The organism is Erwinia amylovora (genome assembly GCF_017161565.1).
GTDB lineage: Bacteria > Pseudomonadota > Gammaproteobacteria > Enterobacterales > Enterobacteriaceae > Erwinia > Erwinia amylovora.
In genome coordinates this window covers 3378079-3394405 of sequence record NZ_CP066796.1, presented here as the reverse complement: position 1 = coordinate 3394405, position 16327 = coordinate 3378079, and the positions used below count along the sequence as shown (strand labels likewise).

Below are 16327 nucleotides of genomic sequence, written 5' to 3'. Positions count from 1 at the left end.
GCTGCCGCGCAGCGGGCGATGCTGGTCGCCTGCTGCCACCTTATAGCGATAAGCGAGGCGTTTCACCCGGCCAAAACTCGCGGCAACAGCCTATCCAGGCCTGGGCGCTGCGCGACAAATAGCTGCCCTCGCGCCAGATTAACCCCAGATCCCACACCAGGTCCGATTCCAGCGGCAGCCACAGCAGCTGGCTTTTGTCCAGACGCTGGCAGATCGGCTCCGGCAGAATGGCTACTCCCATCCCTGCCTGTACCATTGCCGCCAGAAAGTCCCACTGTCCGCTGCGCACCGCAATTTGCGGCGTAAATCCGCTGGACTGAAAAGCCCGCATCAGCTGGCGATTGAGCGAAAATTCTTCGTTATAGATCAATATCGGGTGCCCGGCCAGCTCACCGATGGGCATATGGCTACGGCGTAACCACTCTTCGGTACGTGGAACCAACACGCACAGTGGGTGGCTCATCAGCGCCAGCGAGTTGAGCGGCAGGTCGTCCGCCACCGGCAGGGCGGTCATGGCAATATCCAGACTGCCTGACAGCACCGCCTGTTGCACCGTCAGGCCACCGAATTCGGCGATCCTTAACTCCACGCCAGGGTAGCGCTGGCGGAAAGCGGATATTGAACCGGCAATCTGCATGCCAACCATCGGTGGAATGCCAAGACGCAACTCGCCGGTTTTCAACTGGTTAATATCGCCGATCTCCGCCTCCAGCTGCTTAAACTCTTGCAGAATGGTCAGCCCGCGCTGATAGACCGCCTGGCCCGTGTCGGACAGATGCAGTTTGCGGCCCTCACGGATCAGTAATGTACAGCCCAGTTCATCTTCCAGCTGCCGTAACATCTTGCTGATGGTGGGCTGGGTAACGTACAGCTTCTCTGCGGCACGGGTGAAGCTCTGCTGGCGAACCACTTCGACAAAATAGCGCAGTGCACGAACGTCCATAATTATTCCTGTCTGGCATAGTTCGAATAATTTTAAGTCATTTTTTTCACCCTTCGCCAGCGCTTTATACTCTCTGTCAACTTATCTCCCCCTGTGAGTAAACACGATATGGCATTGGTAACGCGTCAGCAGGCAATGGGCTGGCTGCAACGGGTACAGGTTCCGCTGCAGGTGGCTCTTGTTATGGCTATTTTTATTATATCCGAACAGCTGGTTAGCTGGCTGCGCCTGCCGCTGCCAGCCAATATCGTTGGCATGTTGCTGCTGCTGGCGATGATCGTGCTGCGCGTGCTGCCGCTCGGCTGGGTGAGAGCGGGAGCCAGCTGGCTGCTGGCTGAAATGCTGCTGTTCTTTATTCCGGCGGTGGTGGCTGTGGTTAATTACGCCGATCTGCTGCGCGTAGAAGGCGGACGCATTTTGCTGGTGATCGTCATCAGCACCCTGCTGGTAATGGCTGCGACATCGCTGGTGGTGGACCGCGTTTACCGTTTAGAGATCTGGCTGGCAGCGCGGAAACAGGGGCAGCGCAATGAGTGATTTTGTGATCGGCATTCTGTGTTTGCTGGCGACCCTGGTGGTGTACTTCTGTAATAAGCATCTGTATCGCCGCTGGCGTCGCCTGGTGCTGATGCCGCTGGTGATGACGCCGATGGTGCTGGTGGCGCTACTGGTATTCACTCGCATCTCCTGGCAAGACTATATCGGCGAAAGTCGCTGGCTGCTGTGGCTGCTTGGCCCGGCGACGCTGGCATTCGCCGTACCGCTATATGAGAACCTGGCGATCGTTCGCCGTCACTGGCTGTCTCTTAGCGCCGGGGTGTTCACGGCAACCCTGGTGGCCGTCTGTAGTTCCGTGTGGCTGGCGCGGCTGCTGACGCTACCGGAAGCTGTCCAGCGCAGTCTTGCGGTGCGCTCGATCACCACGCCCTTTGCGCTGGCGGCAGCGAAGCAGGTAGGAGGTCAGCCCGACCTGGTCGCGCTGTTTGTGGTTATTACCGGCGTGTTCGGCATGGCAACCGGCGATCTGCTGTTTCTGCGCCTGGCGATTAAACAGGGGGTGGCTAAAGGAGCCGGATTGGGTGCCGCATCACACGGTGCCGGCACGGCGCGCGCCTATGAAATCGGGCAGCAGGAGGGCGTGGTGTCCAGCCTGGTGATGATGCTTTCAGGCGTGGTGACGGTGATGATCGCCCCTGCCATTGGCCATATGATGTGGGCAACAAGCTGAAACAGATACTTGCATTTTGTATTGTTATGTTACTTAAATGCAATATTTTACTCCGGCTTCCCATATAATTCCTTGTACGCCTGGTTTACTCTTCAGGGCAAACGCATCAAGGCGTAAGTTACATTAACCGGGAGAAAATAATGAAAAGAGTGGCATTGACAACGGGCGCGGTGGCGCTGTTGGCGCTGGTGGGATCTGCTCAGGCTATCGAAGGTAGCGTGAACGTAGGCAAAGATTACACCGACGTGCATGCAGGGCTGGGCACCACTACGCCCGGTTTTGCGCTCTCTGGTGACTGGTTGCGCAGCGATCATGACGGCAATGTGTCCAGCATTGGCCTGGGCTACAACGTGGCAATTGGCGATGTGTTCCTGTCTCCGACGGTGAAAGCCATGTCGACTAACCCGAAAGACTCGAAAGATGGCTACGCGATTGCGGTTGGCGGCGGTGTACGCGTGCCGGTAACCAAAATGTTTAATCTGTATGGCGAGTATTACTTTTCACCGGATGCTTTCTCCAGCCATATCGACAACTATCAGGAAGCCTCTGTTGGCATGAGCTTCCAGCCGATTTCGCTGGTTGACTTCAGCGTGGGCTACAAGTACATGGCCCTGAACGGCAAGGACGGGCGTAAAGACAACGTGGTCGCAGATGGCCCATACGTCGGCGCGGCACTGCACTTCTGATATTAACGTGGGGCGACCGTAAACGGGTCGCCCCGGCAGCGGGTGAGTAGCTGATTGCTAACTAATGCCCTTTCCCGCCTTCAATCCCCACACCGGTTTGTGAACGTACAAACTGCGCGCGGAAGCGCAGCCGTTCCCCGGCACCCTGTGCGGAATTATCCGTGACGGAGAAGAGCCAGGTGCCAATAAACGCTACCAGCATGGAGAACAAAGCGGGATACTCATACGGGAAAATTGCCCGCGTATGGCCCAGCACCTCCACCCAAACGGTTGGGCCGAGGATCATCAAAATAACCGCCGTCAGCAGGCCCAACCATCCGCCCGTCATCGCCCCTCGCGTGGTCAGCTTCGACCAGTACATCGACAGCAGGATAATGGGGAAATTACAGCTGGCAGCGATAGAAAATGCCAGTCCGACCATAAAGGCGATGTTTTGCTTTTCAAATAAAATGCCCAGCAGGATTGCCACCATACCGAGCGCGACAACGGTGATTTTCGATACGCGCAGCTCGTCACGTTCGCTGGCCTGGCCTTTACGCATCACGCTGGCATACAGGTCGTGTGAAACCGCTGAGGCTCCCGCCAGCGTCAGCCCGGCTACCACCGCAAGGATAGTGGCAAAGGCCACGGCAGATATAAAGCCTAAGAACAGACTGCCGCCGACCGCATCGGCCAAATGAACCGCCGCCATATTGTTACCACCGAGCAGCGCCCCGCCGGCATCTTTGAACGCCGGGTTGGCTCCGACCAGCAAAATGGCGCCAAAACCGATGATAAAGGTCAGGAAGTAGAAGTAACCCATCAGGCCGGTAGCATAGAACACGCTTTTACGCGCTTCCCGCGCATCGCTGACGGTAAAGAAGCGCATGAGAATATGCGGCAAGCCGGCAGTACCAAACATCAGGCCTAGGCCGAGTGAAAGGGCAGAGATCGGATCGTTGACCAGCCCGCCAGGGCGCATTATGGCAATCCCCTTCGGATGGACCTTCATTGCTTCGCTGAACAGCGTATCAAAGCTGAATCCAACGCTTTTCATCACCATGATGGCCATAAAACTGGCACCAAACAGCAGCAGTACAGCTTTGATGATCTGTACCCAGGTGGTGGCCAGCATGCCGCCAAACAGCACGTACATCACCATCAGTATGCCCACCAGCACCACGGCAACATGGTAGTCCAGGCCGAACAGGAGTTGGATCAGTTTACCCGCGCCCACCATCTGCGCAATCAGGTACAAAGCCACCACCACCAGTGAACCGCAGGCCGACAGCGTGCGGATTGGCTTCTGCTGCAGCCGGTAAGAGGCCACATCGGCAAAGGTATAGCGGCCAAGGTTACGCAATCGCTCGGCGATCAGGAACAGGATAATCGGCCAGCCGACCAGGAAGCCGAGCGAGTAGATAAGCCCGTCATAACCCGAAGTGTAAACCAGCGCGGAAATGCCGAGAAACGAGGCGGCAGACATGAAATCCCCGGCCATTGCCAGCCCGTTCTGAAACCCGGTGATATTGCCGCCAGCCGTATAGTAATCGCTGCGTGAACGAGTACGTTTGGAAGCCCACCAGGTAATTCCCAGCGTCAGTGAGACAAAGAGCAGAAACATCACAATCGCTTCAACATTGACTGGCTGGCGTTCAACCGCACCGCTAATGGCATCGGCGGCCATTGCAGGCCGCTGTAGCAGCACCGCCAGTACGGGTAACAGATCACGTTTTTTCATCCTCTCACCTCATTCAGCAGTTCGCGGGTCAGGCGATCGAACTCGCCGTTGGCGCGCCAGACATAAATACCGGTCAGCAGGAATGAGACAACGATCAGCCCAACCCCGATGGGAATGCCTCGCGTGACGCTGGTGCCGTGATACAACGGTGCACCAAGCCAGCCGGGCGCGAAGGCGATCAGCAGAATAAAGCCGACGTAGAGGACTAACATCATGATGGATAGCAGGGCGGCGAAACGCTGGCGTTTTTCCACCAACACCTTGAAACGATTGCTTTTCTCAATTCTTTCGTAGAGGACATCATTCATCACAGCATCTCCAGAGGTGATATCCCTCATGATTGAATCTGCTGCCTTAACCGCGGCAACGGCAATGATGTGGGATACATATTGTTGTTATCAATCTATCGTGCTGACGATCAGGAGGTAATAAGACAGGCAATCAACAGGGGCCAGCAGCCCCCGTTGCGGTTATGGCATTTTAATCGACAGTTTTTCTTCGAGTAATTTGTCTACCACGCCGGGATCGGCCAGCGTAGAAGTATCGCCGAGATTGCTGGTATCGCCGGTGGCAATTTTGCGTAAAATACGGCGCATAATTTTCCCCGAGCGGGTTTTGGGTAATGAATCGGTCCAGTGCAGCACGTCCGGCGTAGCAATGGGGCCAATCTCTTTACGCACCCAGGCACGCACTTCGCTGTACAGCTGCGGCGAAGGTTCTTCACCACTGTTCAGCGTTATATAGGCGTAGATTGCCTGGCCTTTTAAAGCGTGTGGAATCCCGACCACGGCGGCTTCAGCAATTTTCGGATGCGAGACCAGCGCGGACTCGATCTCTGCCGTGCCCAGCCGATGACCGGAAACATTCAGTACGTCGTCGACGCGTCCGGTTATCCAGTAATAACCGTCTTCATCACGGCGAGCGCCGTCGCCGCTGAAATAGCGGTTTTTGAAGGTGGAGAAGTAGGTCTGCTCAAAGCGCTGATGATCGCCAAATAGCGTGCGCGCCTGGCCAGGCCAGGAATCAACGATAACCAGATTGCCTTCGCTGGCACCTTCCTGCAGATTACCTTCGTTATCGACCAGCGCTGGCTGTACGCCAAAAAATGGATGGGTAGCCGATCCGGGTTTCAGCGCGGTGGCTCCGGGGAGCGGAGCGATCATAAAACCGCCTGTTTCCGTCTGCCACCAGGTATCTGAAATGGGGCATCGGCCATTACCGATTTTTTGATGGAACCACTCCCAGGCCTCCGGGTTGATCGGTTCACCTACTGAGCCAAGGATGCGCAGGCTGGAACGATGGGTGCCGGCAATCGCTTTATCCCCTTCGGCCATTAACGCGCGCACTGCCGTGGGCGCCGTATACAGGATGGTCACCTGGTGTTTATCCACCACTTCGGCCATACGACTTGGTTTTGGCCAGTTAGGCACTCCTTCAAACATCAGCGTGGTGGCACCACAGGCCAGCGGACCGTACAGCAGGTAACTGTGTCCGGTAATCCACCCGACATCGGCGGTACACCAATAGATATCCTCCGGGTGATAATCGAAAACGTATTTGAAAGTGGTCGCGGCATAAACCAGATAACCGCCAGTGGTATGCAGCACCCCCTTTGGTTTGCCGGTAGAACCGGAGGTATACAGGATGAATAATGGGTCTTCCGCGTTCATCTCTTCAGGCTGATGCTGCTCGCTGGCACTGTTCATCCGCTCATGCCACCAAAGGTCACGGCCGTGGTGCCAGTGAATATCTTTGCCGGTGCGCCTGAGGACAATGACTTTGTCGACGCTGGTCACCCCGCGATCAGTCAGAGCATCATCGACGTTTTGCTTCAGCGGAATGGTGCGTCCGGCACGCACGCCTTCGTCGGCGGTGATCACCAGACGGGCATGACTGTCGATAATTCGCCCGGCGACGGCTTCCGGTGAAAAACCGCCAAAGATAACCGAATGCACGGCACCGATGCGCGCGCAGGCCAGCATTGCCACAGCGGCTTCTGGCACCATTGGCATATAGATCGCCACCACATCACCCTTTTTGATTCCCAGCGCTTGCAGGGCATTGGCAAAGCGACATACGTCGTGATGCAGTTCGCGGTAAGTAATGGTTTTGCTTTCGCTGGCGTCATCCCCTTCCCAGATAATTGCCGGGCGATCGCCGCGCGCTGCCAGATGCCGGTCGAGGCAGTTGGCGGCCAGGTTAAGCGTGCCGTCCTCATACCAGCGAATGGAGATATTGCCAGGGGCAAAGGAGGTGTTCTTTACCGTAGCGTAAGGTTTTATCCAGTCCAGGATCTTGCCTTGCTCTCCCCAAAATGCCTCGGGGTCCTGTATCGATTGCTGATACATTAAGTGATACTGCCGGGGATTTATCAGCGTATTTTGCGCAATGTTGGCCGGGATAGGGTAAATATGTGAATGGCTCATGGCTGCCCTCCTTGAAGATTGTTGATGATATGTCAATCAAAGGTTAAAGGGAGGTATAAGCATGGCTTTGTTTTCTTTTTGCGCGGCAGATCACGCAGATGGAATAGATGGATGGATGACCTAAAATCAGCTAAACCATAACAACATTCCTAAAACCCTGATCGGGGTGCCTAAAAAATAAGCACATAGACCATTTAGTTTCTGCGGGGAAATGCATGTGTTATGCATAGATATGCGTTATTAATGGGAAAAATTTTCTTTAATAACAGTGAGTTATTTTCCCTTATTGTTAATTGGCTTTTCTCCAGCCGGAAGCAAAGCAAGTAGCCACATATCGCGTAGGGTTGCATTCACACTATCGGAAATGGTACTGATTACGCGCCTCTATTCAGGCATCACCCATCAATTACCTGTGAATTGCCGAATATCGGTCAGCCTCCTTTGAGTGTCATTCACTCCGTATGAACTACGCGGAAAGCAGGTTTTGTTAAGGAAAAAGACAAGTTATGAAAGCAGTAAAATTCAGCCTTGCCTGGCAAATACTGATTGCGTTAGTACTGGGGATTAGCGTTGGTGCCGTGCTGCATAACCAGCCGGAGAATCGTGAATGGCTAGTCACTAACATTCTCAGCCCGGCAGGTGATATCTTTATTCATCTGATTAAAATGATCGTCGTACCGATCGTGATTTCCACTCTGATTGTCGGTATTGCCGGCGTAGGGGATGCGAAAAAACTCGGGCGGATCGGCGTAAAAACCATCCTCTACTTCGAAGTGATCACCACCATTGCCATCGTGGCAGGAATAACCCTGGCGAACGTGTTCCAACCCGGCTCCGGCATCGATATGTCTACGCTGGCAACGGTGGATATCTCTAAATATGAAGCCACTACGGCGCAGGTGCAGGGACAACCACATAGCCTGGTTGCCACCATCCTGTCGTTGATCCCGCAGAATATTTTTGCAGCGATTGCTAAGGGCGAGATGCTGCCTGTCATCTTCTTCTCGGTGCTGTTTGGCCTCGGTCTCTCTTCACTGTCCGCTGAACACCGTGAGCCGCTGTTGAAGGTGTTCCGTTCAACGTCGGAAACGATGTTTAAAGTCACCAATATGATCATGCGCTATGCGCCAGTCGGGGTGTTCGCGCTGATCTCGGTCACCGTGGCTAACTTCGGCTTTGCTTCATTATGGCCGTTAGCAAAGCTGGTGCTGCTGGTGTACTTTGCAATCCTGTTCTTCGCGCTGGTCGTGCTGGGAGCCGTTGCACGCTTCTGCAATCTGCGTATCACCACTCTGATACGCATTCTTAAGGATGAGCTGATCCTCGCATTCTCTACCGCCAGTTCTGAGACCGTGCTGCCTCGTATCATGCAGAAGATGGAGGCTTACGGCGCGCCGAAGTCGATCACCAGCTTCGTGGTACCAACCGGCTATTCGTTTAACCTCGACGGCTCCACGCTTTACCAAAGCATCGCGGCGATATTTATTGCCCAGCTGTACGGTATTGAAATGTCGATCGGCCAGGAAGTGATACTGGTACTGACGCTCATGGTGACGTCGAAAGGGATCGCTGGCGTACCCGGTGTTTCCTTCGTGGTGTTACTGGCCACGCTGGGCAGCGTAGGGATTCCGCTGGAAGGGCTGGCCTTTATTGCCGGTGTAGACCGCATCCTTGACATGGCGCGTACCGCGCTCAATGTGGTGGGTAATGCGCTGGCGGTGCTGGTCATTGCCAAGTGGGAAAACCAGTTTGATGCCGAAAAGGCAGCATCCTATGAGGTAAAGCTTAAGGGCCTGCCTTCAGTCTGATAAGCTAACGGGCTTGGGATCCTCCCCCGGCCCGTTTTGTCTGCCCCTTGCTGGCTGGCGAATTCATCCCTTCTGGTCACATCATTCCTCTGAGCTGTTACCTTTTTACTGATTCAAACAGCACAGATTATAAATTAGTCTGAAGAGTATTTTTAATGAAGATGCATGTCTGTGCAGTTAGCTTACCCTTTAGCTTATTGCACAGTGCCTGAACACGAGCTGCCATTCGTTTTTCCCCGTTAACAAAATTTCTTCAATTCGCTAAAGTTCCATTAATGTCTGCCGAAAACATAAAATAAATTATCGTTTCTTCCTGCCAGCTTTACGCTGATCCATTAAAAGGATTTGATTTATGCGCAACAATCTTCCCATCACTCAGCAAGAATATGTTTTCGGCGACGATGCGACATTGATGTCAACAACCGATGCTAACAGCGTGATCACCTACGCCAACGATGCTTTTATTGAGGTCAGCGGCTTCACGTCTGAAGAGATTAACGGGAAGCCACATAATATCGTGCGCCACCCGGATATGCCGCCGGAAGCCTTTGCCGATATGTGGTCGACGCTGAAACAGGGCGAGCCATGGACGGCCCTTGTGAAGAACCGCCGCAAAAATGGTGACCACTACTGGGTGCGAGCCAACGCTATCCCGGTCGTGCGCAATGGTCATGTAAAGGGCTATATGTCAGTTCGAACTAAACCCAACCAGCAGGAGATCCGCGCCACCGAGAGGCTATATGAGAAATTCCGTGCAGGAAGAGCCAAGGGGCTGCGGTTCCATAAAGGGTTGATTGTGCGTAGCGGACTGATGAGTTGGCGCTCCCTGTTTAAAACGCTGCCACTGCGCTGGCGGATCCGCAGCACGCTAATGCTAATGCTGCCGCTGGCAACGCTGGGCGTATGGGGATTAGGAGTTAGCCACAGCGCACTGGCCATGTTCACTGCAGGGATGGCGCTGCTGCTGCTGCTGGCTTGCGTCTGGCTGGAGATGCAAGTCTCACGGCCAATTGAGCGTGTCTGCCAGCAGGCGCTGCGCGTTGCCAGCGGCGCTGACCACAGAGTAGAGCAGATGGAACGGGTTGATGAAGTTGGCACCACGCTGCGTGCCATCGGTCAGCTGGGGCTGATGTTTCGCTGGCTGGTGGATGATGTCAGTGGTCAGGCAATCAATGTATTGAGTGCCAGTGACGCCATTGCGCAAAGCAACGGTGAACTGAGCCGCCGCACCGGGCAGACGGCGGCCAACGTTCAGCAGACGGCAGCCACCATGAATCAGATGACCGCAACGGTGAAGAGCAACACCGAAACCGCCACCAAAGTAAACAACCTGTCGAACGATACCAGCAACGCAGCCATTAAGGGCGGAAATGCCATGACCGACATGGTCAAAATGATGGCGGAAATTACCGAGAGCTCGAAAAAAATTACCAGTATCACCAGTGTGATCGACGGTATCGCTTTCCAGACTAATATTCTGGCGCTTAATGCAGCCGTGGAAGCTGCCCGTGCCGGGGAGCAGGGCAAAGGCTTTGCGGTGGTGGCGGGAGAAGTTCGCAGCCTTGCGCAGCGTAGCGCCAAGGCAGCCAGCGAAATTAAAACGTTGGTGGAAAGCAGCGCACATAAGGTGAAATCAGGCACAATACATGTCAATGAAACGGGCAAAACCATGGAAAATATCGTTTCACAGGTGCAGAACGTGTCGTCATTGATTGCTCAGATCAGCGAAGCCAGCGCCGAACAGGAGATCGCTATCAGTGAGATTGATCTGGCGGTGGAGGAACTGGACAATATTACTCATCAGAATGCTGCGAGGGTGGAAGAAGGGGCGCAAGCTTCCGAACGTATGGCACGCCAGTCTACGCGTCTGGTAGAAGCGATCAGCGTATTCCGATGATTTTCTAAATATAATGTTTGGGGGTGACGAGTATGCAGGTCACCCCAGCTGAAGCATTTGCCATTTTTGTTTAAGTGCGAATCTCACCCGCCGCCGTTGCAATATTGAACCTCTCTTATTGGCTTTTTGATGCCCCGGTAGCTGATTCTGCGGGTTGGCAAAAAAAACGGCCTTCATCGACTTAACAGCAACGTGGGCAGGATGAAAAAAGCAGAGAGCGATCTCTGCATTGCCCGTGCCTGGTGATGGCATAGGGTTTTTATCGTTATGTGGCACAGCAGCACCGGGAAGTCATTTAAATAGTTGAATTTACGATGTTAATGAAGGTTGCTTTAAGGTAATGACCTGTGAACGGTCCACAGGGTTTATATCAATTTAATTTTAAACAGGCGTGAAGGTTAAATTGAAGTTGTGATATATACATGATTTTAATTTCTATTTCTTACTAATTTTTTTATAAAAAACTCAATCATATATTATTTTTTTAATTCTATTGAAAAACCATCCCCCGCTATATATTCTTCTGCATACTCTTGCTTCTGCTGAATTTTCAGTGCGTCTTTTTAATTAATGAAAATGATAATAAGTTCCGTTGTTGTTTCAGGCATGATATTAATTACCCCAGCCAGCGGAGATTACTGTCGGCAGGACCGCTATATATTGTGGTGTCCGGGAAGTTATTTTTTCGCGCGCAAGGTCAGGTAATTTTTTTATTACATTCAAACATAATATCTCAACCTGGGAAATAAACCGTGCTGGCTAAAACAACCACGAATACATCGCTATTTCCGACTCACATGACCAACCCCCGCGTGGCTTCAGAACCCGAAGAGCGCTGGTTCAATGCAAAAGATGAGATGACCGACATCTGGCACGATGTCATTGAGGCGGAAGCGGATGACGCCTGGTATGATGCCGAAGACGGACCTCCTGCTGACAACAGTCCCGCAGCTCAATCTGCAGATCCGCCGGTTTCGCCAGGGGAAGACTGCCTCCGGGGCCTCAGGCAGGTCATCAGAATAATGGGCGATGCGGGTCAGAGCGAGCTGATTTCCGTACTGATGGCAAAAATGTTTCCTGATTTGCCGGCGGGTATCATCATGGCCGCCGGCAGTCTGTACACGGCCATTATTGAAAAAAGAGAAACCGACAGCGCCGTATTACATGCCCTCGGGCTGATGTCCGGCTATCTTCCCGCCATCTCCGGGCTGGCCGCTTTTATCAGGAGTACGCTAATCAGCTGTCCGGGCGGCGGGTTCCTGCAGGAGACCCCGGGCGGCCATGACGGCCATCAGGATGAGCTGTACACGGCGCTGGCCCTGGCGGCCGTTGCTGCCAGCTGCTTTATCACCGGTAACAGCTCCCCGCAGCGCGCCGTCTGCCGGGTACCGGCCGCCCTGACCCGGCTGCTGCTGCGTGCCTGTAAATACTGGCGGGCGCTGGGCGTCATGGTGCAGAACGGCACTCTCGCGGAGGAAACCGCCCGCCCGCCGGCTTTCGAGGTCGACTCCAGCATTGAAACGACCGCCTGCGCCGGGGAAGCTTCAGGCTCCGGCGTGGCTGACGGTGCCGCAAAAACCGTCATCACCGGCCTGACATCGAACTCAACGGTGACCCCTGAAGCTTACACAAAGGCAACGGCAGCAAACCGGCAGAGGCAAAGCCGGGGACGTGCGTACGGCGTGGCAGAGCAGGCACACGTTCTGGCAACGCAGAAGCTGATGATGGAAAGCGGGCTGTCCGGCCTGGATTATTGCGCCACCCGCCGGACACGGACGCGCCAGCGGCAGGGCGGCGTGGACATCACCCACACGCATTTCAATACCCGGTGTGACGCCACGCCGCATCCGGTTGCGCTGCCCGCATCCGCCACGGTTTTTCAGGAGCAAGCGCAAGAGCCGGTACCGCAGAGGAGCCAGGCGGCAGACAGGCCGTACGTATACACCGTTATTCCCGTGGCAGCCTCTGCTTCAGTACTCAGTGCAAACCCCCGTACGCTGGCGATGAAAAGCCGGGTGGTGATGGCTGCCGGCGCCGTCACCGCCCTGACCGGGCTTGCATTCGGGGGCAGGAAGCTGTGGGACACGTTCATTTCGCCGCATCGCGGCGAGGATATCGCACCATCACCGGAGGCGCATAAGGGCAACCGGCAACACCACCGGACAGTGACGGAGAAAACCAACACGCGGCTGGCGAGGAAAATGCAGAAGCTGGGCATTCTTGATGAAACGAGGCGTGCCGGCTCCTTTCAGAAGGAGGAAATCATTGCCGCCGTCGGCATCGCGCTGTTTGCACCCGACCCGCATTTTGTTTACGGCGTAACCGAATTTGATAACAGGCTGCAAGAGGTGGCAAAAACGATCCTGAGGGCAGAAGAGCTTTATGGCGGCTGGGCGGACGAGGGGATCAGCGCCGTGCGTGCCGGGATGGTGGTGCGGAGCTGGCTGTTTAAAAACGTACTGGGGATGCCAGCCGAATCCTTTCTCGCCCGACAGCTGGCGGCATTTACCAACCCAGAGGACTTTACCGCCTCCGTCATGAATACCCTGCTGGAGTCAGACGTACTGCGATCGGCCGGTATAATCGATCTGGAAGCGCTCAGTTTTGGACAAACTCAGCAGTTCGAAAAGTTCTGGAACTACGCGCTGGACAATACGCTGCCCGTCAGGCGTTTTGCCGAAGCGGGCGGGGCGAACTCCCTGAGCGCCACGGACGACGATTTTGTCTGGTTACATTCCGGCGCGCTGTGGCTGAAAGACGCGGGGGCGACACTGGGTGAGTTCAGTGCAGAAGCGTGTCAGACGTTCGGGAAGGCGCTCTGGCAGCGGGCGGAGGCTGGCGATATGAATGTCAGTTATCTGAGATACCTCACCCTGCCGGCCCTGCTTTTTGAGGCGGTGAGCCATCCTGGAAAGGCTTTCGGTAACCAAGATGATGAATTTATACACCGCCTGAAAGCGGTTAATGATTATGCTGAATTTCGCAGGATCACTGCGCTGTATTATGCCGACTTTCGCGCAAAAGTTGACGAATTCAACGGGGCTTCAAAGGATTGGAAATCGCGGGGAGCGATAGCGGATAACTATGTCGGGCAATGTCCAGATCAAACGCTGATCGATATGGGAGACATTCCCCTTCCCCCGGTGTTGGGGGGGCGACCTTATCCGTTTAATTCAAAGGATTTACCCTCTGATCCAGTGCTCAAAAGTGGTAAAAAGGCCGTCAGACAAGCCTATCTCAACGGCAAGACAACGCCTGGATGCCCACTCACTGATGTCACCGCCGAGTTCACATCAATAACCCGACGGCTGGCGGTTGCATTCTCTCAGGTTGATGAATATATCATCGGCATGGCGCTGGCCGCTCTTGATAAAGGTGAGCTGGACTTTATTCATTCAGAACAAGCCACTATCAGACAGGTGACATCAAAACTGTGCCGCGTTGCGCCTTCCATTAAGGAAGGAGTAAAGGAGCTAAAGAATACTGACCTTTTCTCCGTTGTCGTTGGTAAGGACGAGAGGATCTACACATTCGTGGCCAAAAAGGAGGGGGGATATGATGTCAGGCGGGTTGACAGGGATGTTGCAAAATATATTGAGTATGATCTTTTCGGGTCAGGCAAGGGAAGTCAGGTGGCCGTAAGAAATGATGGTGTCGTGTTATTCCCCACAACTGTATCAGGTAAGCCGCGCGTTCCCTACGTTCAAAGTTTTTCTGTTTTTCCCTCCCCCATTAAGGGGGCGGATGTGACATTGGTTAACTTAGTAAAGTTTATTAAAGACAAACACCAAATCGATTTTTATAAAAAATGTGGGCGTCAGGATATGATGCTTCCACTAATGAGAAGATCCGGGATTTTTTCAAACATTTAATTCCTTTCTATGATTGCGTCAATGATAAATTCCCCGCTAATCTCGCATCCTGTATCGTCGATGCATTGGCCTTTATACCCCTGTTTGGCCAGGCTGCAAGTCTGAGCGGGAAGTTTGGGATAAGTCTTTCCAGAGCAGCAGGGGCCGGAATGAAATTTTTATCTGTTGAAACCCTGTCTCAAAATATAGTAAAAACGGCCGGAAAGCAGGCTTTGAAAGAAGTCAGTTTGCCCACCATCAGTGAGCTGGCCTCCGTGGGCAAAACTGCTATACGGACGCTGGATCCGGGATTTGAACTGCTGACTGGCGTGGGTAAATATTCTTACAGGGAACTAAAGAAACTCACGGACTGGGTCAGGGCCGGAAAGGACGCTGACGAAATAAAAAAAATGGAAAGCCTGTTGCAAAGAATGAAAGCTGTCGATGTGATAAGTCCCGAAGAGCCTGTTGCTTTTAAACAGGCATTTCTGCCAAATTCAGCGATAAAAGTCCCGATAAAATCGCTCAGAGGAGAACACGAAAAGGAAGTATATGTGATTATTAATCCTGAAACAGGAGAGGCGTTGGGCGGGGCTTATTACCTTGATAAGGGAAATCTCAGACGCATATCGGATTTTTCAGGTAAAAAGCCACATCAGGAACATGTTGGTGATTTAGAAATAAAAGGGGCAGAAGCTAATTTAGAAAATGGGAATGTAAAAGCTGAAAATTCACATGTTCCTCATCGGAAGGATCTCGTCATACAGTGCACACACCGTTTCAAGCGAGGTATCACGGAACTGTCTGAAAACGTAGCCTTTGAACTTTGTGAGCCAAATGACTTTATAAAATTTAACTTAGAAGATGGCAGGTCAATACAGGGTTTTCTGCCAATTAAGCTATTAGAGATTAATCCTGTACGCTACAGGCTCCTAAAAGGGAGCATGCATAATGCTTATGGAGCAAGCCAATCTGCGGCAAAAAAAATAAGTAAAATGACGAACAGTCAGATAAAAGACTCTTTTGCTAAGTATACGGGCGTAAAAATAAATGATTGCCAGGCTGTTATCCTAAAAGAGCGAGTATTGGAAATTGAAAAGGCTTGTAAAATATATTTTTTGCAGGGTGAGGACAGGATTGTATTGCTTTCTGGCTTCGTTGAGGGAGATCCTCCTTTATTTTTTAATCGGGAGCACTACGGGGTTTTTATATTTGAAAAAATTTTTGAAATGCGTAATTCGGCTCTGTTTGAACATGTGCTAATACATGAAGCTTCCCATGCGATAAATACAAAAGATTATTTTTATCTGCCTAAATATATAATCTTTCCTGATGATAAAACAATAACAGAGTTTTGTGCTAACCTTAAAGAGGAACCCATTGATATCTATAAAAAACATATAGCGGCTTTAGCAGGAGAACCTGGTATGTCAAACGTGATGTATGGTAACGATATGTACCGGGAATTAAATTTTCCCTTAACCCCTGTACTGCCATGGGATGATGCTGCCGTGAACAGTGAAATGCTAGCGAAGGGAGTGACGCTCTCTGACTGGACAATAAATAACGCCGATTCTTTGTCTTTCTACGTATTGGCTCTGGGCACTGATGGGAAAGGTCCGCACAGGATTAACGTTGATCGACTTTTCGAAGATGAAAAAAACAGTGAAAAATTCCCCACTCTGACCACGTAATTCATGCTTTTTCATAGCTTTAAAGAGTCGCATGTGGTGTACAACACGCACTTTTCAGTTTGTATTCACTCAGG

The 16327-nt window shown here is 52.7% G+C and carries 13 protein-coding genes; 7 read left to right on the top strand and 6 right to left on the bottom strand.

Annotation, left to right across the window (positions count from 1 at the left end; genetic code table 11):
* Positions 1-40 precede the first annotated feature (40 nt).
* Complete coding sequence (locus JGC47_RS15460; RefSeq protein WP_004160403.1) at positions 41-943, bottom strand: LysR family transcriptional regulator; 903 nt, start codon at positions 941-943, stop codon at positions 41-43.
* 108 nt (positions 944-1051) lie between these two features.
* On the opposite strand from JGC47_RS15460, the gene JGC47_RS15455 reads away from it, so the two are divergent.
* The 3 genes from JGC47_RS15455 (at position 1052) to JGC47_RS15445 (ending at position 2857) form a co-directional block, all read left to right on the top strand.
* Positions 1052-1480, top strand: a complete 429-nt coding sequence (locus JGC47_RS15455) for a CidA/LrgA family protein (RefSeq protein WP_004160397.1) — start codon at positions 1052-1054, stop codon at positions 1478-1480.
* Complete coding sequence (locus tag JGC47_RS15450) at positions 1473-2171, top strand: LrgB family protein (RefSeq protein ID WP_004160396.1); 699 nt, start codon at positions 1473-1475, stop codon at positions 2169-2171. Before JGC47_RS15455 ends, JGC47_RS15450 begins: the two co-directional genes overlap by 8 nt.
* A gap of 140 nt (positions 2172-2311) precedes the next feature.
* Positions 2312-2857, top strand: a complete 546-nt coding sequence (locus JGC47_RS15445) for a YfaZ family outer membrane protein (protein ID WP_004160394.1) — start codon at positions 2312-2314, stop codon at positions 2855-2857.
* 61 nt (positions 2858-2918) lie between these two features.
* Here the strand turns inward: JGC47_RS15445 and actP are convergent, their stop codons facing one another.
* From actP to acs, 3 genes are all read right to left on the bottom strand, one after another.
* The gene (gene actP, locus JGC47_RS15440) at positions 2919-4577 is read right to left on the bottom strand and encodes a cation/acetate symporter ActP (RefSeq protein ID WP_004160391.1); all 1659 of its coding nucleotides are present in this window, start codon (positions 4575-4577) and stop codon (positions 2919-2921) included.
* Entirely contained in the window at positions 4574-4885 is a 312-nt protein-coding gene (locus JGC47_RS15435; RefSeq protein WP_004160390.1) for a DUF485 domain-containing protein, read from the bottom strand. Before JGC47_RS15435 ends, actP begins: the two co-directional genes overlap by 4 nt.
* 162 nt (positions 4886-5047) lie before the next feature.
* Positions 5048-7003 (bottom strand): acetate--CoA ligase, encoded by a 1956-nt coding sequence (gene acs, locus JGC47_RS15430; RefSeq protein ID WP_004160389.1) that lies wholly within the window; start codon positions 7001-7003, stop codon positions 5048-5050.
* Positions 7004-7509: 506 nt separating this feature from the next.
* On the opposite strand from acs, the gene gltP reads away from it, so the two are divergent.
* Both gltP and JGC47_RS15420 read left to right on the top strand, forming a co-directional pair.
* Positions 7510-8811, top strand: coding sequence for a glutamate/aspartate:proton symporter GltP (gene gltP / locus JGC47_RS15425; protein ID WP_004160388.1), 1302 nt, complete (start codon positions 7510-7512; stop codon positions 8809-8811).
* 352 nt (positions 8812-9163) lie between these two features.
* A complete protein-coding gene (locus JGC47_RS15420; RefSeq protein ID WP_004160387.1) occupies positions 9164-10708 on the top strand; it encodes a methyl-accepting chemotaxis protein in 1545 nt (514 codons plus the stop codon).
* Positions 10709-10747: 39 nt separating this feature from the next.
* Here JGC47_RS15420 and JGC47_RS15415 read toward each other — a convergent pair whose 3' ends face one another.
* Together JGC47_RS15415 and JGC47_RS17735 are read right to left on the bottom strand one after the other, a co-directional pair.
* Positions 10748-10984 carry a hypothetical protein gene (locus tag JGC47_RS15415; protein ID WP_127133428.1) on the bottom strand — a complete coding sequence of 79 codons (237 nt, stop codon included), beginning with the start codon at positions 10982-10984 and terminating at the stop codon, positions 10748-10750.
* Between the two features lie 1015 nt (positions 10985-11999).
* A complete protein-coding gene (locus JGC47_RS17735; RefSeq protein WP_241097885.1) occupies positions 12000-12293 on the bottom strand; it encodes a hypothetical protein in 294 nt (97 codons plus the stop codon).
* Between JGC47_RS17735 and JGC47_RS17730 the strand changes: the two genes are divergently transcribed.
* Positions 12265-14580, top strand: a complete 2316-nt coding sequence (locus JGC47_RS17730; protein ID WP_241097884.1) for a hypothetical protein — start codon at positions 12265-12267, stop codon at positions 14578-14580. The two genes, JGC47_RS17735 and JGC47_RS17730, sit on opposite strands and share 29 nt — an antisense overlap.
* A gap of 149 nt (positions 14581-14729) precedes the next feature.
* A complete protein-coding gene (locus JGC47_RS17725; protein ID WP_241097883.1) occupies positions 14730-16253 on the top strand; it encodes a hypothetical protein in 1524 nt (507 codons plus the stop codon).
* The last annotated feature ends 74 nt before the right edge of the window (positions 16254-16327 follow it).

What these genes read in the sequence shown, in the direction of transcription:
- JGC47_RS15460 (WP_004160403.1), bottom strand. Translation starts at nt 943, where the DNA reads ATGGACGTTCGTGCACTGCGCTATTTTGTCGAAGTGGTTCGCCAGCAG.
- JGC47_RS15455 (WP_004160397.1), top strand. Translation starts at nt 1,052, where the DNA reads ATGGCATTGGTAACGCGTCAGCAGGCAATGGGCTGGCTGCAACGGGTA.
- JGC47_RS15450 (WP_004160396.1), top strand. Translation starts at nt 1,473, where the DNA reads ATGAGTGATTTTGTGATCGGCATTCTGTGTTTGCTGGCGACCCTGGTG.
- JGC47_RS15445 (WP_004160394.1), top strand. Translation starts at nt 2,312, where the DNA reads ATGAAAAGAGTGGCATTGACAACGGGCGCGGTGGCGCTGTTGGCGCTG.
- actP (WP_004160391.1), bottom strand. Translation starts at nt 4,577, where the DNA reads ATGAAAAAACGTGATCTGTTACCCGTACTGGCGGTGCTGCTACAGCGG.
- JGC47_RS15435 (WP_004160390.1), bottom strand. Translation starts at nt 4,885, where the DNA reads ATGAATGATGTCCTCTACGAAAGAATTGAGAAAAGCAATCGTTTCAAG.
- acs (WP_004160389.1), bottom strand. Translation starts at nt 7,003, where the DNA reads ATGAGCCATTCACATATTTACCCTATCCCGGCCAACATTGCGCAAAAT.
- gltP (WP_004160388.1), top strand. Translation starts at nt 7,510, where the DNA reads ATGAAAGCAGTAAAATTCAGCCTTGCCTGGCAAATACTGATTGCGTTA.
- JGC47_RS15420 (WP_004160387.1), top strand. Translation starts at nt 9,164, where the DNA reads ATGCGCAACAATCTTCCCATCACTCAGCAAGAATATGTTTTCGGCGAC.
- JGC47_RS17735 (WP_241097885.1), bottom strand. Translation starts at nt 12,293, where the DNA reads ATGACGGTTTTTGCGGCACCGTCAGCCACGCCGGAGCCTGAAGCTTCC.
- JGC47_RS17725 (WP_241097883.1), top strand. Translation starts at nt 14,730, where the DNA reads ATGAAATTTTTATCTGTTGAAACCCTGTCTCAAAATATAGTAAAAACG.